This window comes from Pseudomonas sp. 10-1B, from assembly GCF_000935045.1.
Classification (GTDB): Bacteria; Pseudomonadota; Gammaproteobacteria; order Pseudomonadales; family Pseudomonadaceae; genus Aquipseudomonas.
Map to the genome: position 1 here is coordinate 1 of NZ_JYKS01000021.1, position 25,538 is coordinate 25,538.

Annotated in this window: 16 protein-coding genes and 1 pseudogene; 9 read left to right on the top strand and 8 right to left on the bottom strand. The window is 54.7% G+C overall.

Features of this window, described 5'->3' with window-relative positions; genetic code table 11:
- Positions 1-558 precede the first annotated feature (558 nt).
- The 7 genes from TZ03_RS12655 (at position 559) to TZ03_RS30175 (ending at position 10,213) form a co-directional block, all read left to right on the top strand.
- On the top strand, positions 559-1,815 hold the full coding sequence (locus TZ03_RS12655; protein WP_051097997.1) for an integrase domain-containing protein: 1,257 nt from the start codon (positions 559-561) through the stop codon (positions 1,813-1,815).
- 465 nt (positions 1,816-2,280) lie between these two features.
- Positions 2,281-2,490 (top strand): hypothetical protein, encoded by a 210-nt coding sequence (locus TZ03_RS12660; protein ID WP_236692824.1) that lies wholly within the window; start codon positions 2,281-2,283, stop codon positions 2,488-2,490.
- 283 nt (positions 2,491-2,773) lie between these two features.
- Complete coding sequence (locus TZ03_RS12665) at positions 2,774-3,754, top strand: integrase domain-containing protein (protein WP_051098144.1); 981 nt, start codon at positions 2,774-2,776, stop codon at positions 3,752-3,754.
- A gap of 610 nt (positions 3,755-4,364) precedes the next feature.
- The gene (locus TZ03_RS12670) at positions 4,365-5,843 is read left to right on the top strand and encodes an N-6 DNA methylase (RefSeq protein WP_051098146.1); all 1,479 of its coding nucleotides are present in this window, start codon (positions 4,365-4,367) and stop codon (positions 5,841-5,843) included.
- Complete coding sequence (locus tag TZ03_RS28745) at positions 5,840-7,495, top strand: restriction endonuclease subunit S (RefSeq protein ID WP_082056622.1); 1,656 nt, start codon at positions 5,840-5,842, stop codon at positions 7,493-7,495. The genes TZ03_RS12670 and TZ03_RS28745 overlap by 4 nt, the downstream gene beginning before the upstream one ends.
- On the top strand, positions 7,492-9,129 hold the full coding sequence (locus tag TZ03_RS12685) for a restriction system-associated AAA family ATPase (protein WP_051098004.1): 1,638 nt from the start codon (positions 7,492-7,494) through the stop codon (positions 9,127-9,129). Before TZ03_RS28745 ends, TZ03_RS12685 begins: the two co-directional genes overlap by 4 nt.
- A complete protein-coding gene (locus tag TZ03_RS30175; protein WP_152645442.1) occupies positions 9,086-10,213 on the top strand; it encodes a hypothetical protein in 1,128 nt (375 codons plus the stop codon). Before TZ03_RS12685 ends, TZ03_RS30175 begins: the two co-directional genes overlap by 44 nt.
- Positions 10,214-10,578: 365 nt before the next feature.
- Here TZ03_RS30175 and TZ03_RS12690 read toward each other — a convergent pair whose 3' ends face one another.
- The 8 genes from TZ03_RS12690 to TZ03_RS12725 all read right to left on the bottom strand — a co-directional run bounded on the left by TZ03_RS12690 (position 10,579) and on the right by TZ03_RS12725 (position 23,210).
- Positions 10,579-13,680 carry a type I restriction endonuclease subunit R gene (locus TZ03_RS12690; protein ID WP_051098005.1) on the bottom strand — a complete coding sequence of 1,034 codons (3,102 nt, stop codon included), beginning with the start codon at positions 13,678-13,680 and terminating at the stop codon, positions 10,579-10,581.
- An 84-nt stretch (positions 13,681-13,764) separates the two neighbouring features.
- The gene (locus TZ03_RS12695) at positions 13,765-14,001 is read right to left on the bottom strand and encodes a lipase chaperone (protein ID WP_051098006.1); all 237 of its coding nucleotides are present in this window, start codon (positions 13,999-14,001) and stop codon (positions 13,765-13,767) included.
- On the bottom strand, positions 13,998-15,233 hold the full coding sequence (locus tag TZ03_RS31240) for a restriction endonuclease subunit S (RefSeq protein ID WP_082056623.1): 1,236 nt from the start codon (positions 15,231-15,233) through the stop codon (positions 13,998-14,000). The genes TZ03_RS12695 and TZ03_RS31240 overlap by 4 nt, the downstream gene beginning before the upstream one ends.
- On the bottom strand, positions 15,223-17,157 hold the full coding sequence (locus TZ03_RS12705) for a type I restriction-modification system subunit M (RefSeq protein WP_051098007.1): 1,935 nt from the start codon (positions 17,155-17,157) through the stop codon (positions 15,223-15,225). Before TZ03_RS12705 ends, TZ03_RS31240 begins: the two co-directional genes overlap by 11 nt.
- A 641-nt stretch (positions 17,158-17,798) precedes the next feature.
- Positions 17,799-18,710 (bottom strand): restriction endonuclease, encoded by a 912-nt coding sequence (locus TZ03_RS12710; protein ID WP_051098011.1) that lies wholly within the window; start codon positions 18,708-18,710, stop codon positions 17,799-17,801.
- Between the two features lie 204 nt (positions 18,711-18,914).
- The gene (locus tag TZ03_RS12715; protein ID WP_051098012.1) at positions 18,915-20,660 is read right to left on the bottom strand and encodes a LeoA/HP0731 family dynamin-like GTPase; all 1,746 of its coding nucleotides are present in this window, start codon (positions 20,658-20,660) and stop codon (positions 18,915-18,917) included.
- A complete protein-coding gene (locus TZ03_RS12720; RefSeq protein ID WP_051098014.1) occupies positions 20,647-22,278 on the bottom strand; it encodes a GTPase in 1,632 nt (543 codons plus the stop codon). Before TZ03_RS12720 ends, TZ03_RS12715 begins: the two co-directional genes overlap by 14 nt.
- Positions 22,279-22,334: 56 nt before the next feature.
- Positions 22,335-23,210 (bottom strand): hypothetical protein, encoded by an 876-nt coding sequence (locus TZ03_RS12725; RefSeq protein WP_051098016.1) that lies wholly within the window; start codon positions 23,208-23,210, stop codon positions 22,335-22,337.
- Between the two features lie 310 nt (positions 23,211-23,520).
- Here TZ03_RS12725 and TZ03_RS12730 point away from each other — a divergent pair.
- Positions 23,521-24,136 (top strand): annotated as a pseudogene (locus TZ03_RS12730) (WYL domain-containing protein); the annotation flags it as partial.
- A gap of 63 nt (positions 24,137-24,199) precedes the next feature.
- Entirely contained in the window at positions 24,200-25,399 is a 1,200-nt protein-coding gene (locus TZ03_RS12735) for a hypothetical protein (protein ID WP_051098017.1), read from the top strand.
- Positions 25,400-25,538: the final 139 nt, after the last annotated feature.

The following is a 25,538-nucleotide window of genomic DNA, read 5'->3' on the forward strand; positions in this document are numbered from 1 at the left end:
ACCATCGAGTGTCTCATACCGCACCTCAGCTCAAATCGTCTTAGATGAGCCCATGGTGCGCTGCCGCTGAAAAAACCCAACTGCGTGACCTGACATCTACCCAGCAACCGGTCTGAGCTGGGCATCAAACCCTCTGGCCAGCTAACCGAGGTTGTGCTGTACACGACCGACTCTATTAAATGCTCCCGGTGGTTGACTGGCCTCGCCCGGTCGCTAACGAGATTCAGGACGCCAGTTCAACTCCTTAAATAGCCGCTCATCGGAAATACGTGCACGGGGGCACTTATGGGGGCACTTAATAATGAACTTTTAAATAAATCCATTTAAAACAATATCTTATGTATAAATCTTTAATTCCCCCGGCTCCACCAAATGATCAAAAAAAGACGTCCACGGACGTCTTTTTTTTTGCCTGAAAGCCAGTAAAAACGCGGCCTCCAGCGCTTTTGCGGTCTTTCAAGAGTTTTTGAGTTCCAGCCATTCGGGTATTCCAGGCGGTATTCCAACTCACCCGGTGCTAATCTTTGGAATACCGAATCAGTGCTTGAGGACAATCTCATGCCTGCCCAAAACCTCCGCCTCTCCGATCGACAGCTCAAAGGAGTCAAACCCGCGTCCAAGGATTATGTCCTCACTGACGGTGACGGTTTGCAGCTCCGCGTACGCAGCAACGGCTCGTTGCTGTGGAATTTCAACTACCGCGAACCGGTGACCAAGAAGCGCATAAACATTGGCTTCGGGACCTACCCCGAACTGTCACTGGCGAACGCACGAAAGAAGGCAGTCGAAGCCCGCGAGCTGCTCGCTCAAGGCATCGATCCGAAGGTGCAACGCAATACGTTGAATGAAGCCAAACGCGCGGAAACCGAACACACCTTTGAGAACGTGGCCACCGCCTGGTTTGAACTCAAGAAAGACTCGGTCACCCCGGCCTACGCCGAGGACATTTGGCGATCGCTCACGCTGCACGTGTTCCCCGATTTGAAGACGACGCCACTGACGAAGATCACCGCTCCGATGGTGATCGCATTGCTTCGCCCAATCGAAGCGAAAGGCAGCCTGGAGACGGTCAAGCGTCTCAGCCAACGACTCAACGAGATCATGACCTACGGCGTAAACTCCGGCCTGATCTTCGCCAACCCGCTCAGCGGCATCAGGGCAGTCTTCAAGAAGCCCAAAAAAGAGAACATGGCTGCGCTTCCACCCGAAGAGCTCCCGGAGCTCATGCTGGAGATCGCGAACGCCAGCATCAAACGCACCACCCGCTGCCTGATCGAATGGCAGTTGCACACGATGACCCGCCCCGCCGAGGCGGCGACTACTCGCTGGGCAGACATTGACTTCGAAAGGCGTGTCTGGACTATCCCACCGGAGCGTATGAAGAAGCGCCGTCCACACAGCATCCCGTTGAGTGATCATGCTGTCGCACTATTGGAGTCACTGAAGACTCACAGCGGCCATCGCGAATACGTCTTCCCGGCCGATAGAAATCCACGCACCCACGCCAATAGCCAGACCGCCAACATGGCGTTGAAACGCATGGGTTTTCAGGATCGATTGGTTAGCCACGGCATGCGCTCGATGGCCAGCACCATCTTGAACGAGCATGGCTGGGACCCGGAACTCATTGAGGTCGCACTGGCGCATGTCGACAAGGATGAGGTGCGCAGCGCTTACAACCGGGCCGACTACATCGAGCGCCGGCGTCCGATGATGGCTTGGTGGAGTGAGTACATCCAGAAGGCCGCCACCGGCAGCCTGCTTGCCTCAGCATACGGCCAAGTCAGAGACAAGAACGTGGTGCCGATACGCTAGCGCTGTACAGCGCAAGAACCGCAGCAGCAACATTTGAGCGCTCAAGATTCGGGGCAGGCAGCCTCGCTTATCCGCTTTTTAATACGGGTCCATCCAAACAGGGCTGCAAAGCCGCCCTGTTTGGATGGACCTTACTTTGAAGAGCTAAAAGCCACGACGTTGTCCGGGATTTACCACGGAATTCCATCGGTAGATAACCGCTTTTCACGCCCCAAAGAGCGCTAAATTTCGGCACTTGACCGAGTTTATCCACAGGCGTAGAACTGGCCGTGCAAGCGCTGTCGATGACAGCACCCCAGGTGGCCCGAACCTTCAAAGCCACGCCGCTCTCGCGGTGGTTCTTCCCAAGGGCGATTCGCATTCGGCAGCTCGCCCGGTCACTACCCATGTGATGAATGCTCTTACACATATAGCGCTCGTGCGCCAGATGCTCCGCACCTCGCTGCCCTGCAGCAACCTATCCGCTTGGCCGAAATATTGCGCCAACCTGTGCCCGTCTCTTTCTTCTGGAAAGAGACGGGCACTTCTACCACTGCTGCAGCCCTGATCGCACAAGGCTTTGCGGCATTCCCCCTCGTGACAATCGGCGTGACAATCGGCGTGACAAACGCCGATGTCACCAGCAACAGCGCTGTAGATGATGGCGCCGCAGACCAAGGAATGGACTGCACCTGACTGACAATCAGGCATGCCCCGGTCATCGCATTGCTGCTTGCACTTGGCTCAGGATCTTTAGGTACTGGTTTCGTCAGCCAATGCTGCCTCCACCCGCCCACCGGCAACGGTGCTCAGGAGGCCAGATCATGAGATGCCCTTGCTCCCGGACGTAAGGAGCCGCCAGTCCCGCGTAGTGGACATTCCCCACAGGTCGCAGGGGCCTTGATCCCTGATAACACTCAGCATTCTTGGCGGGATGACGTGGGGCGAGGATCGGAGAGCGGATGATGAGGTGACTGACATGGCATTGGTAGGTAGACGCGATGGCCGCAACTTCGGTTACGGCAGACAATTGAGCTACGCAGGGCCGCAGGCGCTGGAAGACATGTTCGGCGGAGGACACTACGGCACAGTCAAAGCGCACAGTGATAGGTGGCGGGCATTCGTGAAATGGTGCCGTTCCGAACAGGGGCCAGGGATCAATGATGCGCGACAAATCGATCGGAAGGTATTGGCCGACTATGCGGCGTACCTGCGGGACCTTGTTGAGCACGGTGACCTCGCCGTCAGTACCGCGCAAAACCGGCTATCCAGCGTTAACAGAACTATGGCGGCGCTTCGCGGTGATCAGCATGTAAAACTGTCAAACCCGAGCAAAGCGTTGGGAATGCAGCGCACTGGGATTCGCCAGTCAGTGCCGCAGGGCCAAGACCGCGAACAGGTGAAGCAGATCGTCGATGCACTTTGCCGCCATCATCAGCTACGAGCCGCTGCGATCGTTCTGTTGGCCCGCGCTACCGGCATGCGCTTGCGTGAAGCCATCCTGGCAGACCTGCCACGGCTAAGCCGTGAGGCCAACAACCTAGACAGGATCAACATTCAGGAAGGCACCAAAGGCGGCCGCGCCGGGGCTTCGGCGCCCCGTTGGATCGCGGTGAGCGACCATGTTCGCGAGGCGCTTGGGTTTGCACAGCAAGTGTCACCTGTGGGTAGCCACAACCTAATTGCGACACACGAAAGCTACCTGAATCTTCTGCAAAAAATCATCCGCCCAGCGAGAGACATCCTGCATGCCCACAAGCTCAAAGGCTTCCATGAGCTACGAGCGGCATACGCGTGTGAGCGCTATGAGCAGATCACCCTGCATCCTGCTCCTATCAATGCCGTGAGTCACGACCACGTCGATCGTAATTTTGATCATGGTGCCCGAAAACAAATCAGCTATGAGCTCGGGCACGGCCGCCTCGACGTGGTCTCGGCTTACATTGGTGGTCAATCATGAATAGGCCATTCGATATGGAGGCTTTCCTAACAGGGATAGTGACAGGGGCCCATGCCACACGTGAACGTCACATACGCCAGGCTAAGACGATTCAAGCAGCCATCGAAAGCCGTTGGGGGCTGAGCAACCCATGGAGCTGGCGAAAAAAGCATCTCATGTGGTTTCTGAACCAAAGCTCAAAGCACCACTCCACTGCTACGCGCTACTACTACATCCTCACCTTAAGACTGGTCGGTCGCAGGCTTGGAAAGCTATGGTTTGGCTAGCCATGGGTATGCGCAGCCTCACCATCGAGGAACCCAGAGGTCAGCAGGTCTGCAGACTCCTAAGGTTTCAATTTCTCCATAGAACTGAGAAAATAGCCAACCTTGGCGCTATGCTTCTCAAAGATCGTTCGTCCCAAAGAACGCAGCACGCCAAAAGACACCGAGACCCTAAACGAAACCAGTTTTTGGTCCAAAACGCTACGGTGGAGCTACACAGCCGCCGGAAAATCCTAGATACATGCCGCTACAAATTTGGAAACCGATCCGATGCCTTTGGTGAACAAAACCCGCACAGGCAGCCAGTCGATCCACCTACCGGCTGCTCAACTCTCAGTCTCGTCCAAATGACTACTAAAGATATTGTCGGCAAGCTCTGGAACCTGTGCAACGTCTTGAAGGACGATGGTGTGACGTACCATCAATATCTCACGGAGCTCACTTATCTCTTATTCTTAAAGATGGTAGATGAGACCGGTCAAACGGACCAAATACCTGCTGGATGCGAGTGGACCGACTTAGTTGCGCAAAGCCCTGATCAACGCCTGGAATTCTACAAGGTCACCTTAATTCGTCTGGGGAGCCATAGCTCGCCAATCGTAAAAGAAATATTTGCAAACGCAAGCAGCTTCATTAAAAAACCTGCAACGCTATCTTCTTTAGTAACTGAAATAGACAAGCTAGATTGGTATAGCGCTCGACAAGAAGGTTTAGGCGACATATATGAAGGCCTTTTAGAAAAAAACGCTAACGAAAAGAAAAGCGGAGCTGGACAATACTTTACGCCGCGCGTTCTGATAGACAGTATGGTTGCAGTAATGAGGCCTAATTTAGACGATCGAATCCAGGACCCAGCAGCTGGCACGGGCGGATTCTTGATCGCTGCCCATCATTATCTTAAAGAACACAACAAGTTCGATGCACTCAGCAAGTCCCAGAAACGCAAGTTAAGTTGCGAAACTTTTTTTGGGATGGAACACGTCCAAGACACTCATCGATTAGCACTTATGAACCTCACACTCCACGGCATTAACAGTGCGGGAGATATGGGGCCTACAAAAGGCGGAATACACTACGGCGACACACTTGGCACTGAAGGCGAAACTTTAGCCAAAACAGGTGCTACTTTGGTTCTGAGCAACCCCCCTTTCGGAACCAAAAAGGGCGGTGGATTACCCGCACGGACTGATCTACCATTCGCATCAAGTAACAAACAACTCTGTTTCGTACAGCATATTATCAATACCCTCGCGCCAGGTGGCCGGGCCGCAATTGTACTCCCTGACAATGTACTATGTGATAGAAGTATAGCTGCAGAAGTCCGTCGAGAACTCATGGATAAGTGCAACCTGCATACAATTCTCCGACTTCCCACAGGGATTTTTTATGCGCAAACAGTAAAAACAAATGTTTTATTTTTAACTAGAGGCAAAAAAAATAAAGATAACACAACCCAAGTTTGGGTATATGACATGCGCACGAACATGCCTCAATTTGGAAAGCGCACTCAGCTTACTAAAAAACTCTTTGCCGAATTTGAAGCTGAATTTGGAGATGATCCTTATGGAGATACCACAAGCTTATCTAGCCGCAAAGATCAGGGCGAACTAGGACGCTGGCGTGTTTTCACGAGAGATTTCATTGCGAACCGAGGCGACAACCTGGACATTTCTTGGTTAAAGGATGACGGAGAAAGACAGCATGAACTGCCCTCAGATCCAGCACTACTAGCTCGTGAAGCTGTTGGCGAACTGGAACAGGCATTGGAAGATCTGAAGGGAATTTTGTTGGAGTTAGGCGAGGAGCTGGATGAGGGCGAGGAGTGAACACGCTTCCGAATGGCTGGATTGAAGCCACACTGGGCCAGGTTATTGACGGTTTCGAAACGGGTAGGAGTATTCAGGCGGCTGGCACGCCTGCAGGGCCGAATGAGTTTGGCGTGTTAAAAATTAGTGCCGTTACTTGGGGACGGTTTCAGCCAGAAGAAAATAAAGCACTTGCCCCTATTGACAGGCCACGCCCTCATGAAACAGTTAAATCAGGCGATCTGCTCATTTCTCGAGCGAATACCACTACGCTGGTAGGAGCTCCAGTCCTAGTCGACAAAGACTACGACTACTTGATGCTCCCCGATAAAATTTTGCGCGTGCTTTATAAAGCTGAACTTGTTGATCCCCGTTATTTAGTGCTGGCGTTACGTTCACCTATTGCTCGGACTTACATAGAAGCCAATGCGACAGGGACAAGTGAGTCCATGCGCAATCTGTCTCAAGCAAAGCTTAAAAACATCCCTATTTTGCTTGCACCGCTACCCGAGCAAAGACGGATCGCGGATAAACTTGAGCGTCTTATTTCTCGTGCAAATTTTTGCAGGGAGCGCCTTGACCGTATACCGAAAGTGCTAAACGACTTCCGGCAGGCCATTTTGGAGTCTGCAACAAGTGGAGAACTATCCGCTGAGTGGCGGGAAGCTAAAAATATACACGATGACTTTCAATCTTTTGAAATCGACGAAAGCGGTTCTTTCAAGACATATCAATTCCCTTCAAGCTGGAAAGCTGTACGACTCTCAGAAATTGCTTCAATTCAGGGCGGAATAACCAAAGACTTAAAAAAACAGTCTCACCTCCATCGCGAGATACCCTACTTGCGTGTAGCCAATGTTCAACGTGGCTTTTTGAACTTAGACGAAGTTAAGTCTATTCGTGTACCACCTGAAAAATTCGAAAGCTTACTTTTGAAAGCCGGAGACATACTCTTTAACGAGGGAGGCGATATAGATAAGCTTGGCAGAGGCTGGATCTGGAATGATGAGCTTCCAGAATGCACTTACCAAAATCATGTATTTCGCGCTCGCCTGCTCTGTCAAAATTTTGAGCCACGATATATCTCTTGGTACGGCAACAGTCGGGGACATGCTTACTTCCTGAACAATGGAAAACAAACTACAAATTTAGCATCTATAAACAAATCTGTTTTATCATCTTTGCCAGTAGCGCTTCCGCCTCCTGAGGAACAAGCTGAGATAGTGAGGCGTATTGAGTCTCTTTTTGCGCTCGCGGATACAATTGATGCGAAACATACAGTGTCTCTCGCCCAGGTAAACCAACTAGTACCTTCGCTTATTTCTAAGGCATTTAGCGGAAATTTTGTGTCCCAAAATCCATCCGATATACCAGCTAAAGATATGCTCGACCGTTCCATGGATACAAATGAAACTCAAAGGCCGAGCGCGAGAGCTACAGAACCTAAAGGGAAGACTCCATTGAACACGGAGCTCGGCGAAACTCTATCAGATGTGATCACCAAGATACCAAAGGACGGCCTCACTTTTGAAGAACTCAGCAATTTAGTCTCCCGAGACTACGAGACTATCAAAGAAGAACTATTTAAACTGCTTGCCATGAAAAATCCGTCCATTCAACAATTTTTTGATAGCAAAGCAAAAACCATGAAGTTCAGGCAGGTACAAGGATGAAGCTCCTTCGAGTACACATTGTTTCCGCTAAATCGTGTGGTGGTCTACTGGACGGTCTCGACATCACCTTACGAGACTCAAGCTCGGGGCCAATGGAATTCGAGCCGCTTTGCCTGATAGGCCCAAATGGCGCCGGAAAATCACAGCTAATTCAGGTAATTGCAGAAGCTTTTCAGTCTTTGTTTTATGCGGTAGTCCCTACTGAAGAACGAGGCGAAGGAAATGAAAACCTGCTGTTCGAGATCGAATATCTCATATCCTCAGAAATAGCAGACAAGCCGATAGAAGTACGAGCATCCCGCCTAGCGCATGGGAGAAAACGGCCCGTAATAACCCTATCTAAGAAAATTGACGATTACGAATGGAAAGAGTGCGATCTGACTGATCCCCAGACTATTGCGCTTCTCCCGACCAAAGTCATTGGATACACCTCCGGGGCTAACGAAACTCTTAGCCTGCCATTTTTAGTTTCTCGTAGTGGCTACGCTGATGAAGTCACACGTAGGGCGCTAAATGAAGAAACAGTTTCGGAATCAGTTCCAGACACTAGACTAATGCTAGTCGACTATGGCACACACCTAGAAGTACTAGTATCTAATCTACTCCTAGGAACAGAAGAGCAAAGAACAGCTCTTTTGAGCGATGCGCGCGTTCAAGACCTGCATACGTTCAGATGTGTTATTCAACTCGCACACTCCGCAGTTCCTAAAACAGCGCAAGCAAAACGAGGTCGATATAAAAGAAAAGGTATACAGCTCACTGACGAGCTGGAACATTATCTAGATCAACTTAAACGTTGCGCGACAAGTCATAGCCACGATCCTAAAAATGATAGCTATACGTTTGATTTTTTCATAACAAAGGAAACACGTATTGCTTTCGCCACCTTCTGGTCATCGGCGCTAGAGCTATATGGAGCCCTACATAAACTAGCAATGTTAAATGATCTAGCCATCCCGAAAACGACGCGCGATCGATTTAAAAAAGAAACTCAGCAGCGCAAGTTTGCATCTCGCTTACCGGAGCCCCAGGACGAAGATAAAGTTTTCAGGTTCGAACGAGTTACATTCGATGCTCAGGAAGAAAGGGGCACTGTCGACTACGTATCGCTTTCCGACGGGGAACACCAGCAGGCACAGCTTTTAGGTACTCTGTGCATGGCATCCTTCCCAAATGCTCTTTTTCTCCTTGATGAACCGGAGTCCCACTTCAACCCGCAATGGCGGGTGAAACTTATGTCCAAAATACTGAGTTTGCCTACAGCGAACGGGGAGCGCAGAGAGATATGCGCCGCAGCCCTGCAGGACTTACTCCTTACAACCCACTCTCCCTTTGTTCCATCTGATATGCCAAGGGAGCGTATTTTGATATTCACGAAGAACTCAGAGACCGGAAAGATTGACGTTCGACATCCCGACATAGAAACATTCGGAACAACTTTCGACTCAATCCTAGCAGAGTGCTTTGACATACGCCCTCCAATGTCTGATGTGCCCAAGGCAGTAATCGAGGAGTTGAAGTCTTCAGACGACCCTCAAGAAATCCAAGACCGCATGCAGACTCTCGGCGAGTCCGTAGAAAAAATACTTCTTGCAGATCGCATTCGTCAACTACAACGAAAAACGAGGGAATAACGTGCTGTTTGGCTATTCAATCGCAGCTACTTCTGAAAACTGGCTACATGAAAGCATGATAGCGGCAGTTAGAAAGGTTCACTCACTAGTTGACGAAGGAAAGCGCATGCCAAAGTGGCCGAATATCTTTCCAGAGGCTTATAGGGAGCGATTATCTAGCCGGACAGGGCTAGCCGACAGATTAGCGGCATATACCAAGGCCATCAAGCGTCTAAGCATCGCCGACCGAGAATCGATACTTCAGGCTCTTAGCTCACAGAATAATATATCCGAGCTCTTAAGCCGGCAATGTGACTGCATGAAGCTAGAAGAATTGCCAGCAGCCTCTCGGGAGCCGATCAAGAAACTTTTCACATTCGCTTTCGGACTCCTCACCGATTACGGAATTCGCCAACGTCAATATAAAGTATTGTGCGAAACTATGCCCGCGCGCATATGCCCTTTCTGTGGCTGTGAAGGGTTAGATGCACCTGGAGCACCGCAGGAAGACTTAGATCACTACATTCCGCGATCGAAGTATCCATTTGCCGCTGCAAATCTGAGAAACTTAGCACCCATGGGCAGCCGGTGTAACGCCTCATACAAGCATATGCAGGATCCGCTGCGTGACAATGAGGGGAACCGCAGAATAGCTTGTGACCCATACCTAGCAAATGGCGTAAGCATTTCACTAAACAATAGTATAGTCGACGAAGCCGCCACCGACCGTATAATGACTGAATGGGTGATTGACTTTCAACCTGCGAGTGAAGCCATTGAAAGTTGGGACACTATATTTCATATCAGAGAGCGCTGGAAACGAGACATCCTAGATGAACCAACATTTAATCAGTGGCTTGGCGACTTCAGAAACTATTGTAGGAGCGCCACACTTAGATTTGCGACTGACCATGATGTGACGGATGCAATCAATCGATATGAGGAATATTTATCAGGCTGTGGATTTCGTGATCGTTCTTTTTTAAAGGCGGCTGTTTTCCGGTTTTTATCTGTCCGGTGCGCTCAGGGTTGTCAACGCCTCTGGCCTCTACTGAGAGATTTGACAGGGACACCACAACCGCCAAATATCCGAATTCCCATTTAGTAAACTGACTACAAATGACGCAGTATCCGCGTGATGTGAGAATAGATCCATTTACGTGAGAGCCCACTTGAAAGCCAAACTAGGATTGACAGGAAAAGGGTATTTTTAAGGGTAGCAGTTATTTTTTAGCCAAAAAAAATCATACCAATCAATAAAATAGAACGGTTATTTGACTCCTGGTGCCGCCCTTACTCCCGGTCGCAAGGAGTCGCCAGTCCCGCGTTAGAGGACATCCCCACAGGTCGCAGGGGCCTTAGTCCCTGATAACACTCAACACTCTTGGCGGGATGACGTGGGGCGAGGATCGGAGAGCGAGAGATGAGGTGACCGTCATGGCATTTGTGAGTTCATACCGGCAGCCAGCCCTACATCCATGCCTCACAGAGCGTCTCAGCCTGCGCCAGCACTAGTTGTGCCGCCTCCTCCTGCTGATCCGGCGGATACTTATATTTACGCAGGATGCGCTTGACCAGAAGCCGCAGCTTGGCCCGCACACTGTCACGATTACTCCAGTCCACGGTTACGTTCTGGCGCAGCCTATCGGTCAGCTCATGGGCGATCTTGGCTAGGATCTCCTCGCCCAGCTCTCGCACAGAGGCCTCGTTATTGGCCAGCGCATCGTAGAAAGCCAACTCGTCATCATTCAGGCCCAGCGCATCTCCACGCTTGCTCGCTGCGGCAAATTTCTTGGCCATCTCGATCAGCTCTTCGATGACCTGGGCGGTCTCGATGGAGCGGTTCTGGTAGCGCTTGATCACGCTATCTAGCAGCTCGGAGAACTTCTTCTCCTGGGCCAAGTTGCTAGCGAACTTGCTCTTGATTTCACCCTCCAGCAGGCGCTCCAGTAGCTCAACCGCCAGGTTTTTCTCCGGTAGGTTGCGCACCTCGGCAAGAAACTCATCATCGAGCAGGCCGATGTTGGGCTTGTCCAGACCGACCGCCTCGAACACATCCACCACCTCGCCGGAGACTACGGCATTGCCGATGATCTGGCGGATCGCCAGCTCACGTTCTTCGTCGGTTTTCTTTTGGGCGCTGATGTCACGCTTGATCAGCAGCACCTTGATGGCCTGTAGGAAAGCCACTTCCTCCCGAACGGCTTTGGCCTCGTCCAGGGTGCAGCACAAGGTAAACGCCTTGCTCATGGCCAGAGCATTGTCGGCAAATCGCTTCTTGCCGTCCTCCAGCCCCAGCACATGGTTGGCAGCACCGGCCAGCAGCTTGTGCCCGCCAGTCAGGAAGTCGCCGTAATCGAAGCCATACAGCAGGCTACGTAGCACATCGAGCTTTTCCTCCAGCACCGCATAGGCTTCATGGGCATCGACGGTGGGCCGCCCCCTGCCTTTGCTGGCGGTGTACTCCTTGAGCGCCGCCTTCAGTTCGTTGGCAATGCCGATGTAATCCACTACCAGGCCGCCCTGCTTGTCCTTGAACACCCGGTTCACCCGGGCGATGGCCTGCATCAGGTTATGGCCCTTCATCGGCTTGTCAACGTACAGGGTATGCACGCAGGGCGCATCGAAACCGGTCAGCCACATGTCGCGGACGATCACCAATTGCAGGGGATCGGCAGGGTCCTTGAAACGCTTCTCCAGGCGCTTCTTCACCTGCCCTGGGTAAATATGCGGGCGCAGCAGCGCCTTGTCCGATGCGCTACCGGTCATGACGATCTTCACCGCGCCCTTCTCCGGATCCTCAGCGTGCCATTCGGGGCGCAGGGCGATGATCTCGTTGTAGAGGTGCACGCAGATCTCACGACTCATGGCCACCACCATGGCCTTGCCGTTTTGCGCCTGGTTGCGTTCCTCGAAGTGCGCCACCAAATCGGCCGCCACGCTCTTGATACGCGGCTCGGCCCCCACGACTTTTTCCAACGCGGCCCAGCGCGACTTCAAGCGTGATTGCTGATCTTCCTCCTCATCCTCGGCCAGCTCGTCGACCTCGTCGTCGATATGCGCCAGCTCCGAGTCCTTGAGCGACAGCTTGGCCAGCCGCGACTCGTAGTAGATGGCCACGGTGGCGCCATCTTCCTTGGCCTGTTGCATGTCGTAGACATGGATGTAGTCGCCGAACACCGCACGGGTGTCGCGGTCTTCGCTGGACACCGGCGTTCCGGTAAAGGCCACGAAGGTAGCATTGGGCAGAGCATCGCGCAGATGCTGGGCATAACCCACCTGGTAGCGGGCACTGGCCTCGGCCAACTTAAAGTCCGGCACCTTCAGCGAAGCACTGAAGCCGTATTGGGTGCGGTGCGCCTCATCGGCCACCACCACGATATTCGAGCGCGTGGACAACACCGGGAAGCTGTCTTCATCCTCGCCCGGCATGAACTTCTGGATGGTGGCGAAGACAATGCCTCCACTGGGGCGGTTGGCCAGTTTCTCGCGCAGATCGCCGCGGGTGGCCACCTGCACCGGCTGTTCACGCAGCAAGTCCTGCGACAGCGAGAACACTCCGAACAACTGGCCGTCCAGGTCGTTGCGGTCGGTGATCACCACGATGGTCGGGTTCTCCATCGCCGCTTCCTGCATCACCCGGGCGGCGAAGCAGGTCATGGTGATGCTCTTGCCCGAGCCCTGGGTATGCCAGACCACCCCGCCCTTGTGCGTGCCACCGGGGCGCGAGGCGCTGACCACCTGCTGGATCGCCGCACGCACGGCATGAAACTGGTGATAGCCAGCAATCTTCTTCACCAACCGGCCGTCATCCTCGAACAGCACGAAGTAGCGCAGGTAATCCAGCAGCATCGCCGGCTGCAGCACTCCACGCACCAGCGTCTCCAGCTCATTGAACTCACCCAGCGGATCGACCGTAGCCCCATCGATGGTGCGCCAGCGGGTGAAGCGCTCGATATCCGCGGACAACGAGCCCATGCACGCCTCGCTGCCATCGCTGATCACCAGAATCTCGTTGTAGTGAAAGACGTCCGGAATCTGCTCTTTGTAGGTCTGGAGCTGGTCGAACGCCTTGACCAGGTCGGCATTCACGTCCGCCGGGTTCTTTAGCTCCAGAAGCACCAACGGCAGGCCGTTGACGAACAGGATGATGTCCGGTCGACGTGTGTGCTTCGGCCCCTGAATGCTGAACTGATTGACCGCCAGCCACTCGTTGGCCTGCACATCCACCCAGTCGATCAGACGCACGAAATCGCCGCGGGTCTCTCCGTCCTTCTGGTACTGCACCGGCACACCGCCGACCAGCAGACGATGAAGCAGGCGATTGGCCGACAGCTGCACCGGCACGCCCAGCTCCAGCACCTGGCGTAAGGCGTCCTCACGCGCCGCCAGTGGGATCTGGGGGTTGAGCCGGGCGATGGCCGTGCGCAGGCGCATGGTCAACAGCACGTCGCGATAGCTCTCGCGCTCGGGGTTATCGCCGTCGTGGGCAATGTCCGGCCCATAGAGGTGCGCGTAACCCAGCTCAGTGAGCCAGCCGAGGGTTTCCTGTTCCAGTTGGTCTTCGGTCATATCCGTCCTTAACGAGCCTTACCTGGCATCTCTGCAAGCTCAATGCGATCCACTTAGTCGATTACAGTTGCGATAACGGGCTATCTACCCCAAATCAGCGGCTGCCGTGACTACCCCATCAGCCACTTGCAATCGCCCTTGAGCAGCAAGCGCGCCTACTTTCTCCTCAAGGATGCCCGCAATCTTCGATGTCGCTCGCCCGAAGGCCTGCAGAAAGTCCTGATACTGCTGGGAATCCTCAGTGCGCTTTTGTACAGCAGCGCCTTGCGCTTTCAGGTAGTCCAGCAGCCGAGAGAAATCAGCATTAACACTCAGACTCATACCGCCTCCTCGATCAGCGCTTCGGCCTCAGGCAAACGCAGTTGGCCGGAGACTAGACGGGGTAAAAGAGTGTCGCGGAGCTGGGAGAGGGCTTGGGCTTGTAGATCGTTCAGCCTCATCTTGCGAACCAGAGGGTCAACGAAGTCGCGAAAAGCATTTGTTAAACTTTCAGTAGGAACAACCGATTTCTCAATGGAAAAATCCGGCCAATGACCTTTATACTCTGAAAACTTAACGCGATCCCTTGTCGCATAAAAGGCCCACACACTATCGACCCCTCGCCCCTTAAACGGCAAGACATTCTGAATCGCCGAGAAGTCAAAGCAGATCAGCCGCATGTAACAAGTGTGGTTAGCAAAGACCACGACTGGAGTTTCTAAACTGGCACAAACCCCAGGGGCGTCATTGTGATAGCCGATGATACCCGACTTCCCCTGATCCAAAATTGGGACCAACCCAGAAGAATTTGCCGACTTTTGGTCATATTTCTGCCCGACAGAAAGCCGCTCAATAAACTCCTCAAATTTAGCAACACTCCACCCCTTCGGCACCAAACCTAGTTCCGACTCTTCGAAACTATCGGGGAACAGGGCGGCGGTGGTGGCGTCCATGCCTTCTGGCTGGCGGCCTTCGGCCTTGGCGCGCACGGGGTCGAAATCGACGAACCAGGATTTGAACAGCGTCTGGGCGATGGCTTCCAAGGTGGCGTTTGTTTCGCGTAGCAGAGTGATGCGGTTGTCGAGCGGCCCAACCGCAGCAGCTATCGCCTTCTGTTGTAAAAGCGGCGGGCAATCGAACCTCACTTGTCCAAACGCACTTTTATTCAGAATGGGCTGCGCAGAACCGCCTGCCAAACCACGAATTTCATCCTTTCTAAGCGAAAGGTTGTAATACAAAAATTCTGGACAGAATCGATCCTCATCGACAACAACAGCGTTAATCTGCTGATTAGTTACACAACTCGACCTCGTAAGCGCTGCCTTCCCCATATCAGAGCCGATGCATGTAACCAACACACTTCCAGCCGGAACAATGGAGCTTTTTACGGAGAGAGCACCAGCCTTAGATATTCTACGAGCCGTCTCATCAATCCACTTAGAACCATCAAAGTCTGGCGGCGTTACAAATGGCACATCACGGCCAACATATTCAGCCACATTGCCTTTTGGCGTCTTTCCCGTAACGATTCGCCCCGCCTCATCAAGGCGATATGAGCGCCACTCAGAACTCATACCCCAGCCCTCCCAGCTTCTGCCGGATCAACTGATCGAGCTCCGCCCCCTTGGTCATCTGTTCGCCGAGCTTTTCCGCGAGCTTCTGCATCTTGTCGGCGAAGGCTTCGTCGTCGTCTTCCACCTCCTCGGCTCCGACATAGCGACCCGGCGTCAGCACATGGCCATGCTCGGCAATATCACTCAGAGTAACACTGCGGCAGAAGCCGGGAATATCGGCGTACTCGCCAACATGCCCGCCCTCGTCCAGTGCTTCGCCACGCCAGGTCGCCACGGTGCTGGCAATGCGCTCGATATCGGCATCGGTCAACTCGATCTGCACCCGGCTGACGCTGGTACCCAGCTTGCGCGCATCGATAAACAGCACCTGGCCGCTGCGGTCGATGCCGCCAGTGCTCAGGGCATGGCGTTTGTCCTTGGCCAGGAACCACAGGCAAGCAGGAATCTGGGTGTTGAAGAATAGCTGGCCGGGCAAGGCGACCATCACTTCCACCACGTCGGCCTCGACCATGGCACGGCGAATCTCGCCTTCGCTGTTCTGGCTGGAGCTCATCGAACCGTTGGCCAGTACGATGCCAGCGCGGCCATTGGGCTTGAGGTGGTAGAGCATGTGTTGCAACCAGGCATAGTTGGCGTTGCCCTGCGGCGGCGTGCCATAGACCCAGCGCGGGTCGCCTTCCAGGCTGCCGTGCCACCAGTCGCTGATATTGAACGGCGGGTTGGCTAGCACGAAGTCGGCACGCAGATCCGAATGCTGGTTGCGGACGAAGGTATCCGCCGGCTCCTTGCCCAGGTTGAAGTCGATGCCGCGAATGGCCAGGTTCATCGCGGCCAGACGCCAGGTGGTGGGGTTGGACTCCTGGCCATAGATGGACACATCGCCCAGCTTGCCACCGTGGGCTTCGATGAACTTCTCCGACTGCACGAACATACCGCCGCTACCGCAGCAGGGGTCATACACCTTGCCATGGTGCGGATTGAGCACCGCCACCAGGGTTTTCACGATGCTCGCCGGTGTATAGAACTGCCCGCCCTTCTTGCCTTCGGCGCTGGCGAACTGGCCGAGGAAGTATTCGTAGACCTGACCGAGCAGGTCGCGGGCGCGGCCCACGTCGTCACCGAAACCGATGGTGGAGATCAGGTCCACCAGCTCACCGAGCTTGCCGTCCGGCAACTGGGCGCGGGCGTAGCGCTTGTCGAGAATGTTCTTCAGCTTGGGGTTTTCCGCCTCGATGGCGGCCAGAGCCTCGTCGATACGCTTACCGATATCCACCTGTTTGGCGGCGGCGCGAATCGACTCCCAGCGCGCCACTTCCGGCACCCAGAACACGTTGACCTCACGGTAGTAGTCGCGGTCTTCCAGCTCGGCGTTGAGCGCCTCGGGATCGTCATCACCCAGGTAGTAGTCGTCGTTCTCGTCGGTAAGCTTGCGCTCCAGCTCGGCGCGGCGGCCGGCAAAGCTGTCGGAGATGTACTTGAGGAAGATCAGCCCGAGCACGATGTGCTTGTACTCGGCGGCATCCATATTGGCGCGCAGCTTGTCGGCGGTGGCCCAGAGGGTTTTCTCCATGGCCTCGATGCTGGTGGCAGCCTGTACCTTGACCACCTTGCCCTTGCTGGCTGCCGCCTCGACGACATAGCTAGCAGATACTTCGGCCACGGCCGGCTCGAAACGCTCACGCGCCTTGCTCAGAGCCTGCGCCGCCAGGCTGGCACCTGCAGCCTGGGCGCGCAGCACAGAACCACCGCGCCCGCGGCCTTTGACCAGAACACCCTCACCGATCAGCGCGTCGCGCGATTCCCAGAATTGCTCTTCACTCAGGCCGGTGAACTGGCTCTTGAGTCGCTCATAAAGAGCCTGATTGCCGATGCTGCCGCCATCTTCCGGTACTGCTGCCAGCAACGCCTGGGCCAATTCACTCATGCATAACACTCCCATACCGTCCACAATCAGATGGGCCGGCCAATACTCAAACGGGCAATGAACAAGCGAGAGGGAACCTGAGGAGGCCTCAAAACAGTGCTTTAATGCACCGCTACATTCAGAGAGCCATCCCTGGGCCACGCAAGCTGCCATCATTTTGGAATGCGCGCCACCTTATCGGCTGGCAGAGCACGGGTAAAGCGGTGGCCTGATTTCCATGGGTATTTCTGAAACACCACACTAGGAGCCCCTGATCTGCGAGCCCAGGGGCAACAATCAGCAGCGCGTCCATTTGCTTGATCGATTCGGCCCCGATTCGTTTTGGACGCGAAGCTCAAAATGCACCTTCCATCGGAATCCAGGCCACGCTGCGTTCCAACTGGTATTCCAAGCAAGTTGACCAAAAAGTTATTAACTAGAAGAAACAGATAGATACCGACTTGTTTCACAGTACCCCGGCCCGCATCCTCTCTGATGTTCACCCTGATAGGTCATCAGCAGCCCTACTCTCCATTCTCGAACCCAGTTTCTAAAAAACTCCGATCAAACCCCATACCAACTTATCGACTGCTCCGTCTACATCTCATCGTTGTGCCGCTCAACAGAAATCTATCGCACTACCGGAAATCACCCCCCCCCCCTCACTCCTCCCCAAAATAATCACTATCCATCTGCTTCACCTCGTAAACCTGCTTCACACTAACCCCCAAATTATTCTCAACCATCAACCGCGCCAGCTCGACGCCATCAATCAGCACCACCTTGATATCCAACCCAAGCGCGGCCTCCCGAGCCCCTACCGAGAATTCCGAGGTAGTAATAAACACGCCTTTGCGCGCCCGCTGCCGGGTCAGCGCGCCGATGAATTTATCGATCTCAGGCCGATGCACAGTGTGAGTCCAGCGCTTGGCTTGCAGGTAGATCACATCCAGGCCGAGTTTGTCTTCCTTGATGATCCCGTCAATGCCATCGTCATTCGTGGCCTGTGTAGCTCTACCGGCCTCTCTCCGCGACCCGCCGTAGCCCATGGCAAGCATCAAATCGACAACCAGCTGCTCAAAAAAAACCGGCGTGGCCGCCCTCACTTGCGTGAGAATTTCATCAGCCAACGATTGCAAAAGCGCCTGATGTGCCTCCGCCAGTTGCTCGTCTGGCGTAATCTCGGGCACCTCGGCCTCAAGCCCTTCCAGCACATCGACCATTTGTGGTTTAGCTGTGTGAAAGTCGGCAAACTCGGGAAATTGCTTCAGCCAGGTCACGGTGAGCCGCTCTGGCCCGTTGGCTAGTGCTTCCCGGCCACGCGCGGTGATCTGCACCATCCCTTTGCTGGGAATAGTCAGCAAACCGGCTTTATTCAGGTAGGTCCGGGCCCAGCCTACTCGGTTGTTCATCACCGTCTGGCGCCCCGATGGCAGGCGCTCTTTGCGCTCGATCTCGCTCAACTGGAAGACATCAGCTATGTGTTCGCGCAACGCGCTCAGAGGAATCGCTACGCCGTCGTGTACCGATTCCAGTATCGGGCGCATGATGGTTTGAAAATCTGGGATGGACATCCAGGCTCCTTGAGTTTAATCAATGCTGCGCTGCACGCTCGCAGCCTCCCCCCATCGGGAAAAACTTCGGTCGATGAACGTGCAGGTACTTGGAGGCCAAGCTGCTGTTGCTGCGTTGCTTGGCATCTCGTAGCGAACTGCAAAGCGCATCAAGCAGTGCCTCCGCCTCCGGTAACCCAACGCCAACCGGGCGCTCCTCTCACATCAAACCACCTGATACTCCCCCTCAATCGGCGCACGCGCGCCAAACGCCTGGCTCAGATGGCTTTCCAACTCCGCCAACTGCTCCTGCCGCCTGCGCAAGTCTTCCAAGCTCTGCTCCTGCTCCAGCAGAATCTTCTCGAACGCTTTAATCTGCGGCGCGAAAATCTCCATCACCTTTTCATGGTCCTGAAGCAACTTCATGGGCTCAGCAAAGTGGCTCTTCACTACTTCAGCCAAGTCATGTTGCAACTGCTTCAGCTCGGCCTCCGCACGTTGCTGCTGAACCACGCTGATGGCGTCGGTCAGCACCTGAATCCCCGCACCGATCGGCCCGGCCCAACGGCTGATATTGGCCGCTAGCTTGGTCGCTTCCCAGGGTTTGAACTTGTAAACGTAGCCCGTAAGGTTCTTCAGCGTTTCCCGTGCGAGAAACACTCCGTTCTTGATGCTCTCGACCGGAATCTTCGAAACCGCGCTCAACGCTCGGCTGGAGGCTGCCAAGGCCGAGGCTGCAATGCTGTCGGCGAAGTCGGAAGAACTGTCGAGCTGATGTTCGATCTTCGCGCTGATGCCATTCATGATGCTGGACGACTGGTTGAACGCGGTGCTGAACAGGTGATTGATGCGAAAACGCAGCTTTCCGCCAATATCGTCCTTGGTGAAGCCAATTTTCGACTCCAGGAACGCGTGCACTTGGTCACGGGGCAACGTGCGAATACTGTTGAGCAGGTCGGTTTCGAGGTTGTTCAGTTCCTCGTAGAGGTTGCCGACTGTGGCCAGGACCTTGCGCTTGCCCTCCGCAATGTCCTCTTGAATGCGCGCCGAATCGAGGCGCTGGTTATCGGCCAGTAACTTGAACTTGATCAGCTCGTCTTGAGCGACGGCGATCTTCTTGCCCAGTACATCGCGCACCACATCGATGCCGGTCTTTTTGATCAAGGTGTCGCGGCCGCTGCCGTCCAGCACTTGCTGAGTCACCTGCTTGAGTTCGCCGATACGCGAGCGCTGGTCGTAGAGGTCTTTTTGCTCCAGCCAGAAGTCCAGTCCGCGACTGTTCGGGTTGGAGGCGACGCACACCACGTTGATCGCTTCGCGTTCTGCTGGCGTTAGTTCGACGAAGCGCTGCAGCTTGTTCAGCAGGTTCGTTTTCTTGATGGCGCTCTGTTGCTCGAACTCTTCGAGGTCGCGCAAGTCGGCGACCTCGTCCATTTTATTGATGACGAAAATGGTCGAGGTTAGTTTGTTCAGGTCGCGTAACACCCAACGCACGATGTCTTGGTGGCTGTCTTTCAGCGGGTTGGTGGCGTCGACGACGTAGAAAATCAGATGCGCTTCAGAAATATAGTTCTTTGTGATATCGCCGTATTGCACCACGGCGCCGTTTTCCGCTGCCTTCTCTTTGTCACCGAAGAGGCCGGGGGTGTCGACAATTTCACAACGGTCCTGGAGGTTGTCAGGGCGGTAGATCGCCAGCGCGTCCGAGGACTCGTTGGTGTCGATCTTCATGTCCTTCATTACCTGGCCAAGCCAACCGGCCACCACGCTGGTTTTGCCGTCAGAGAATGCCCCGAGCAAGGCGATACGCAGGGCATCGGACTGCACGTCACCAATGGCTTTCTTGATTTTGTCGATGTCTTGCGAAACATCCAGGCCCAATTCTTCAAGCGCGCCAACCAGCTTGTGCAGGTTGTCGAGCGACTTGATGACCTCGGTCTTGCTGGCGTTGAACTGTTTAAATTGTTCCATGGGGTTTGGCTTCCACTTGCTGTTTGAGGGCCTGGATCGAGGCAATTTTTTCATCGAACAAGGCGGTGACATCGGCCATCTTCCGGCGCTCGTCTTTGAGCTGGCGCAGCACGCTGTCTTCGATCTGCTCGCTGATTTTCGCCAGCATTCCTTTGGTGTCGGTGGCGAAGGTCTTGGTGACTTTTTCGCGCTCGGTTTGAATGGCCTTGGCCACCTGTTCCTGGGCCTCAGCGATTTTCTTGCCGCGCCCGCCAAAGAAGTAGCTCAGGCCCGCAGCCACCAAACCGAACACACCGCCGACGATTGCCCCGACTATGTTGCCGATCCCAGGGAATACGGTGCCTATGCCAAAACCGCTGAGTGCGTACCCGCCAACACTGAGCAGGAAGCTGCCGACGTCGGAGAAGTTGAAACTGATGGCGTCCATGGCGCTGGAGAGCGACAAGGAGTTGTTCGCCGCTTCGCTCAACTGCTGCTGGAAGCTCACCCGCTTGGCATTTTCTTGCAGGCGTTTGAGCGCGCGTTCGATGGCTTGGGTAAGGTCCTCAAGCAATTGCTGCTGGATGGTTTCCAAGCGCTCGGCTAGCCGATCCTGGCCCTCGCTGACATGCTGTTGAATCACCCGTTCCACATCATCTTTGTCGCTGAAATGCTCTTCAACCGCATCACGGGCTGCCGAGTTCAGTTCATTGAAGAAGCGGTCCAATGCGCTATTACGCCTGGAGGTGAAGCTGCTTTTGAGCTCTTCGAAGCTTTTGCGAATGACGTCCTGGCATTCCTGGACCTCGGCACCGATTTTCTCGGAGAAAGCCTGGTGCTCGTCACGCTGCTTTTGCAGGTCATTGACGGTGTCTTGCAACAGGCGCAGCACTTTGCGCTTGTTGCTTTCGACAATGTCCACCTCGAAGTTGGCGCAGCTGTTGCCGATGACATCCTGCAATTGATCTAACCGGCTGAAGCTGCGCATGGCCTGCTGGCTGGTGAAGTCTTGCAGGTAGGTGCGCTGCGACTTGAGCAAGTCGGTGCGGCTGGGGTGGATGCTGGTCAGACCTCGCTGATCGAAGGCCACGCTGGCAAAGCCCAGCAGCCCTTGCAGCGTTTGGCAGCCACTGACCAACTCGGCGCCGAGCATGTCCTCAAGCACTTCTTGGGTCTGGTCGCGCATCGCTGCCGCGTCTTTGTGGGTCTGCTCGAGCGACGCGCGGTCGCGCTCGAATTCGTAGGTGTCACCCTTGCCGCGCAAGTTGCAGATAGCATACACCTTGGCATCACGGTTCAGGTAATGCTTGATCTTCTGCGCGGTGTTCTGTTCGGGCTTTTTGTTGGTGCCGTTCACGTAGAACACCAAATGAGCCTTGGCGATGGCCGCTTGCACCATCGCTTCGTATTTCTTTTCGTTGCCTTCGATGCCTGGCACGTCGATCAACTGGAACGACTTGCCTTGGTGGGTGAAGTGGTAAACGACGTTGTCCTGAGTGAAGTCTTCCTGACCGGTGCCGACGATTTCGCCATCGACTTGGCCGGCAACGCGCTGCAGGCGCTCAAGTTGTTGCTGTTGCTTCAGCAGAGTGGGCAGCCTGTCGCTGACCAGCTCGCTCAAAGAATGTTGTTCGCGCATGGGGAAGTCCGGAGTCTATGGAATGAAAGTCAGTTCAAGGCGATCACCGCCCCGGCTCACATCAACTGCGCATAGCCCACGGCACCGGCGATGGTACCGATCACCACGCCGCCGAACAGCCCCAACCACAACTTCATTTTGCCACTCTGCTCAAGCGCTACGCGGGTGGCTTCGCCCTGGCGCTGGCATTCGCTCAACTGCGCTTGAGTCGCCTGCAACTGGTTACCTTGCTCGGTCAGCTGTTGCTGGCTGCGCTGGAAATCGGCCCGCACGCCTTGCAGCTGAAGCTCTACCTGCTGCATCGCGCTTTGAGTCTGAGTGAGCGCCAGCTGGCTCTGGCTTAACCGCGCCTCGCTGCCCTGCAGCGATTGGCGGGTGCTTTCCAGGTCGGTAGTCGCACTAGTCAGGCGCTCTTTGATGTAAGTGAGATCCTGCTGGGTGTGCGCCAGTTGTTGGCGGGTACTCACCAAGTCGCGCTGGGTCTGGTTGACCAGCGCCCCGATATCGTCGCCTAACGTGGCGATGTCTTCGCAGAAATTCACGTAGCGTGTGCTGAGCTCTTCGATCAGCTCATCGCTTTTGCTAGAGAACACCGCCTGGATGTCTTTGGCGGTCGCCTGGTTACGCTCGATCAGCGCTTGACGCTTCTTCTCTTCGAACAGGATCCGCAGGCTTTCGATGATGGTGCTCTTGCCGGCGTTGGTTTCGCCGAAGAATGCAATGGTGAAGTTTTCCCACTCGGCGTGCTTCTCGAGATAGGTGATTTCGCCGTCGAAGCGCGACTTCATTTCGCCGAGCTTCTCCTTGACGCTGGCAAGGTGCGCGTTGCCTTTGTCGTTACTCACGTCCAGCCGGGAGACATCATCCAGCGCGGTGGCAATGTCATTTGCTACCCGAGCGTACAGCTTGGAGAAATCTTGAGCCCTACTCATATCGTTCCCTGTTCATCCTAGGCTGGATCCAATGCAACTCGGTAAATTGCATTTTGCCACTACGGCTGTCAAGTTCACCTCGCCACACCGACGCCCACCACTGAGCGACTAATACGCTGTATCGGGCCGCTGAGTATTTTCTTGCGTACTTGCCCATTACACCGTGGACAGCAGCTGTACCACTCCCCCGGTTCCAGCTCGTCACTGACCGGTGCAACAGTCTTGCGCCAGCGGCACTTGGAGCACTCCAGCGTGTAAGGCATAGGGCGAATCGGCATCAGTCGTTCTCCTTTATCTTGGCGCTAGCGCTCAACCGGTCCACCTGCGCTTTGAGCTGCCCGCTTACCTAGATATGCTTGCCCAGAACAATGGACGAGCCCCGCATATCGAAGGGTTGAAGCTGGCCTATGCGCATTCGCAGCATTCAGCCTGAGGTGCTTCGGCCCCATTTGCGGGCTTCCGGGGAAGGGTTGCGACTAGAGGTCGAATACGTTTCGCTGGCCAACCCCGAGCCTGAGACTCGCTTGATCGAACCGCACACTCTGATTCATACCGGCACGCGCTGGCACGTTTGGGCCTACTGCGAGAAAAACAGCGCTTACCGCGACTTCGTGCTCAGCCGCATGCGCGGCAAGCCAGACCTGCTGGACGGCAATGGTAACGCCATCGAAGGCGATACAGTATGGAACACTGAGGTATCGGTGATCCTGGAGCCTGACCCGCGGCTCGATGCCGCGCAGAAGGCGATCATAGAGGGTGACTACGGTATGCTGAATTGCCGGCTGGAGATCCCGAACCGGCAAGCGTTGGTCAAGTATGTGCTGCAACGCTATCAAATCGACCCCAAGAACCTGGACCCTAAGCCAGAAGCGCAGCAGGTCGTGATCGCCAACTTGAACGCGCTGAAACCTTGGCTCTACGACTGATTCAACGCGCTCGTTGCATCCCATAACCAAGAAAACTGCGCTCACAGGAAGAAACACACGCTCATGACAGCCGTATCTCCCCCCACAACCATCCCGCAAAGCCTATCCCCCGCTTCACCGCCCGACCCCTCCGCCTCCAGCAGCCCCCGGCAAGCACTATTCAAACTCCTCGCCGATATCAAATGGTGGCTGCCGGTAGTTTCAACGCTTATCTCAATCTCACTCCTCACCAAGTACCTCTGGGTAATCCATCACCCCGAGTTGATCCTGAGTTCGTTAGGTAACCCTTCAAACCTCGTCGCCTGGTTATTCTTCAGCCTGCTGATACTCGCGTCGCTGCTGCTCATCGTATCGGTGCCGTCTTTGGTCTTCACGCTGAGCATGTCTGTATGCACCGTTGACAGAGAGCAGGAAAAGAGGCTCGCCTTACGCTTTGGCCTCATCGTAGGCGGGGGCTACCTACTGCTATCGCTCAACCTGCTGGGAGCCCTCTTTGATCACACCATGGCCCCAGGCTACTTCTTCCCTATCGTCGTAGTCGCTGCCGCTTGTGCCGTGATAGCTCTGCTTCGCCGCGATGCGCCCCTGCACAACAAAGTACTGGAGCTGCCGCCTGGTCCCCGCAAACCCTCGCATCGCAAACTCTATTACACAGCCCTCGTTGGCTGGCTAGGTACGCTGCTAGCGTTTACTTCGGTGAGTGGAGTCATGCCCGCCCAGCTAGCCATCATGACGTGGCGAGGAGAGAGCGACGAGGAGGCATTCGGGGCTATCGCTCTCTGCTTATTGATAATGTGCCTCTACCTAGCGCCAGTCCTCGTCTTTTATTTGACAAACGGCAATGCGATGCAGCGCACCGGCCGAGCCGCACTGGTGCTGCTCGGGTGCATCTTCGTCAATGCCATGCTGTTGCCAGCCCTCTTGGACCTGTGGGTCTATTCCGCCGCCAATCTGATCAAAATCAGGGACAATACCGAGCTGAGCTATGTGTTGAACGAAAAGGATTATCCGAAGGAGGTATTCAGTAGCGCCCCGTGGCAACTGGAGAGCTACGAGGGGCCGAATGGTTTGTACAGCGTCAGGGCGTTTCGTCAGTTCCGCTTCGGCGATACGTTGTTGATCTGTCCCGCTAGCTACCGAAATATCGCTTTGAAAGAGATCGACAGCTACGCACATCGCTGTATTGCGTTGTCCGAGGCCAAGGTGCATGTAGCCGCTCCTGTATTAAGCAAGGATGCCGCGACGGTAGCCAAGCCGAATTGATCCTGCCCCCATTCCTACCCACGTTCCGGTGTTGATTGAATACCGGAACTGCCAATCTGTTAGCTGCCGCACAAAAAAGTGCTCAAAAAGCACCTCCATCGGAATCCAGACCACGCTGCGTTCCAACTGGTATTCCAAG

Bases quoted from the DNA above. Each gene is read 5' to 3' on its own strand.
- TZ03_RS12690 (WP_051098005.1), bottom strand. From the start codon at position 13,680: ATGACCGAAGACCAACTGGAACAGGAAACCCTCGGCTGGCTCACTGAG.
- TZ03_RS12705 (WP_051098007.1), bottom strand. From the start codon at position 17,157: ATGAGTGAATTGGCCCAGGCGTTGCTGGCAGCAGTACCGGAAGATGGC.
- TZ03_RS12695 (WP_051098006.1), bottom strand. From the start codon at position 14,001: ATGAGTCTGAGTGTTAATGCTGATTTCTCTCGGCTGCTGGACTACCTG.
- TZ03_RS12715 (WP_051098012.1), bottom strand. From the start codon at position 20,660: ATGGAACAATTTAAACAGTTCAACGCCAGCAAGACCGAGGTCATCAAG.
- TZ03_RS12665 (WP_051098144.1), top strand. From the start codon at position 2,774: ATGGCATTGGTAGGTAGACGCGATGGCCGCAACTTCGGTTACGGCAGA.
- TZ03_RS12710 (WP_051098011.1), bottom strand. From the start codon at position 18,710: ATGTCCATCCCAGATTTTCAAACCATCATGCGCCCGATACTGGAATCG.
- TZ03_RS12720 (WP_051098014.1), bottom strand. From the start codon at position 22,278: ATGCGCGAACAACATTCTTTGAGCGAGCTGGTCAGCGACAGGCTGCCC.
- TZ03_RS12685 (WP_051098004.1), top strand. From the start codon at position 7,492: ATGAAGCTCCTTCGAGTACACATTGTTTCCGCTAAATCGTGTGGTGGT.
- TZ03_RS12670 (WP_051098146.1), top strand. From the start codon at position 4,365: ATGACTACTAAAGATATTGTCGGCAAGCTCTGGAACCTGTGCAACGTC.
- TZ03_RS12655 (WP_051097997.1), top strand. From the start codon at position 559: ATGCCTGCCCAAAACCTCCGCCTCTCCGATCGACAGCTCAAAGGAGTC.
- TZ03_RS12725 (WP_051098016.1), bottom strand. From the start codon at position 23,210: ATGAGTAGGGCTCAAGATTTCTCCAAGCTGTACGCTCGGGTAGCAAAT.
- TZ03_RS31240 (WP_082056623.1), bottom strand. From the start codon at position 15,233: ATGAGTTCTGAGTGGCGCTCATATCGCCTTGATGAGGCGGGGCGAATC.
- TZ03_RS12735 (WP_051098017.1), top strand. From the start codon at position 24,200: ATGACAGCCGTATCTCCCCCCACAACCATCCCGCAAAGCCTATCCCCC.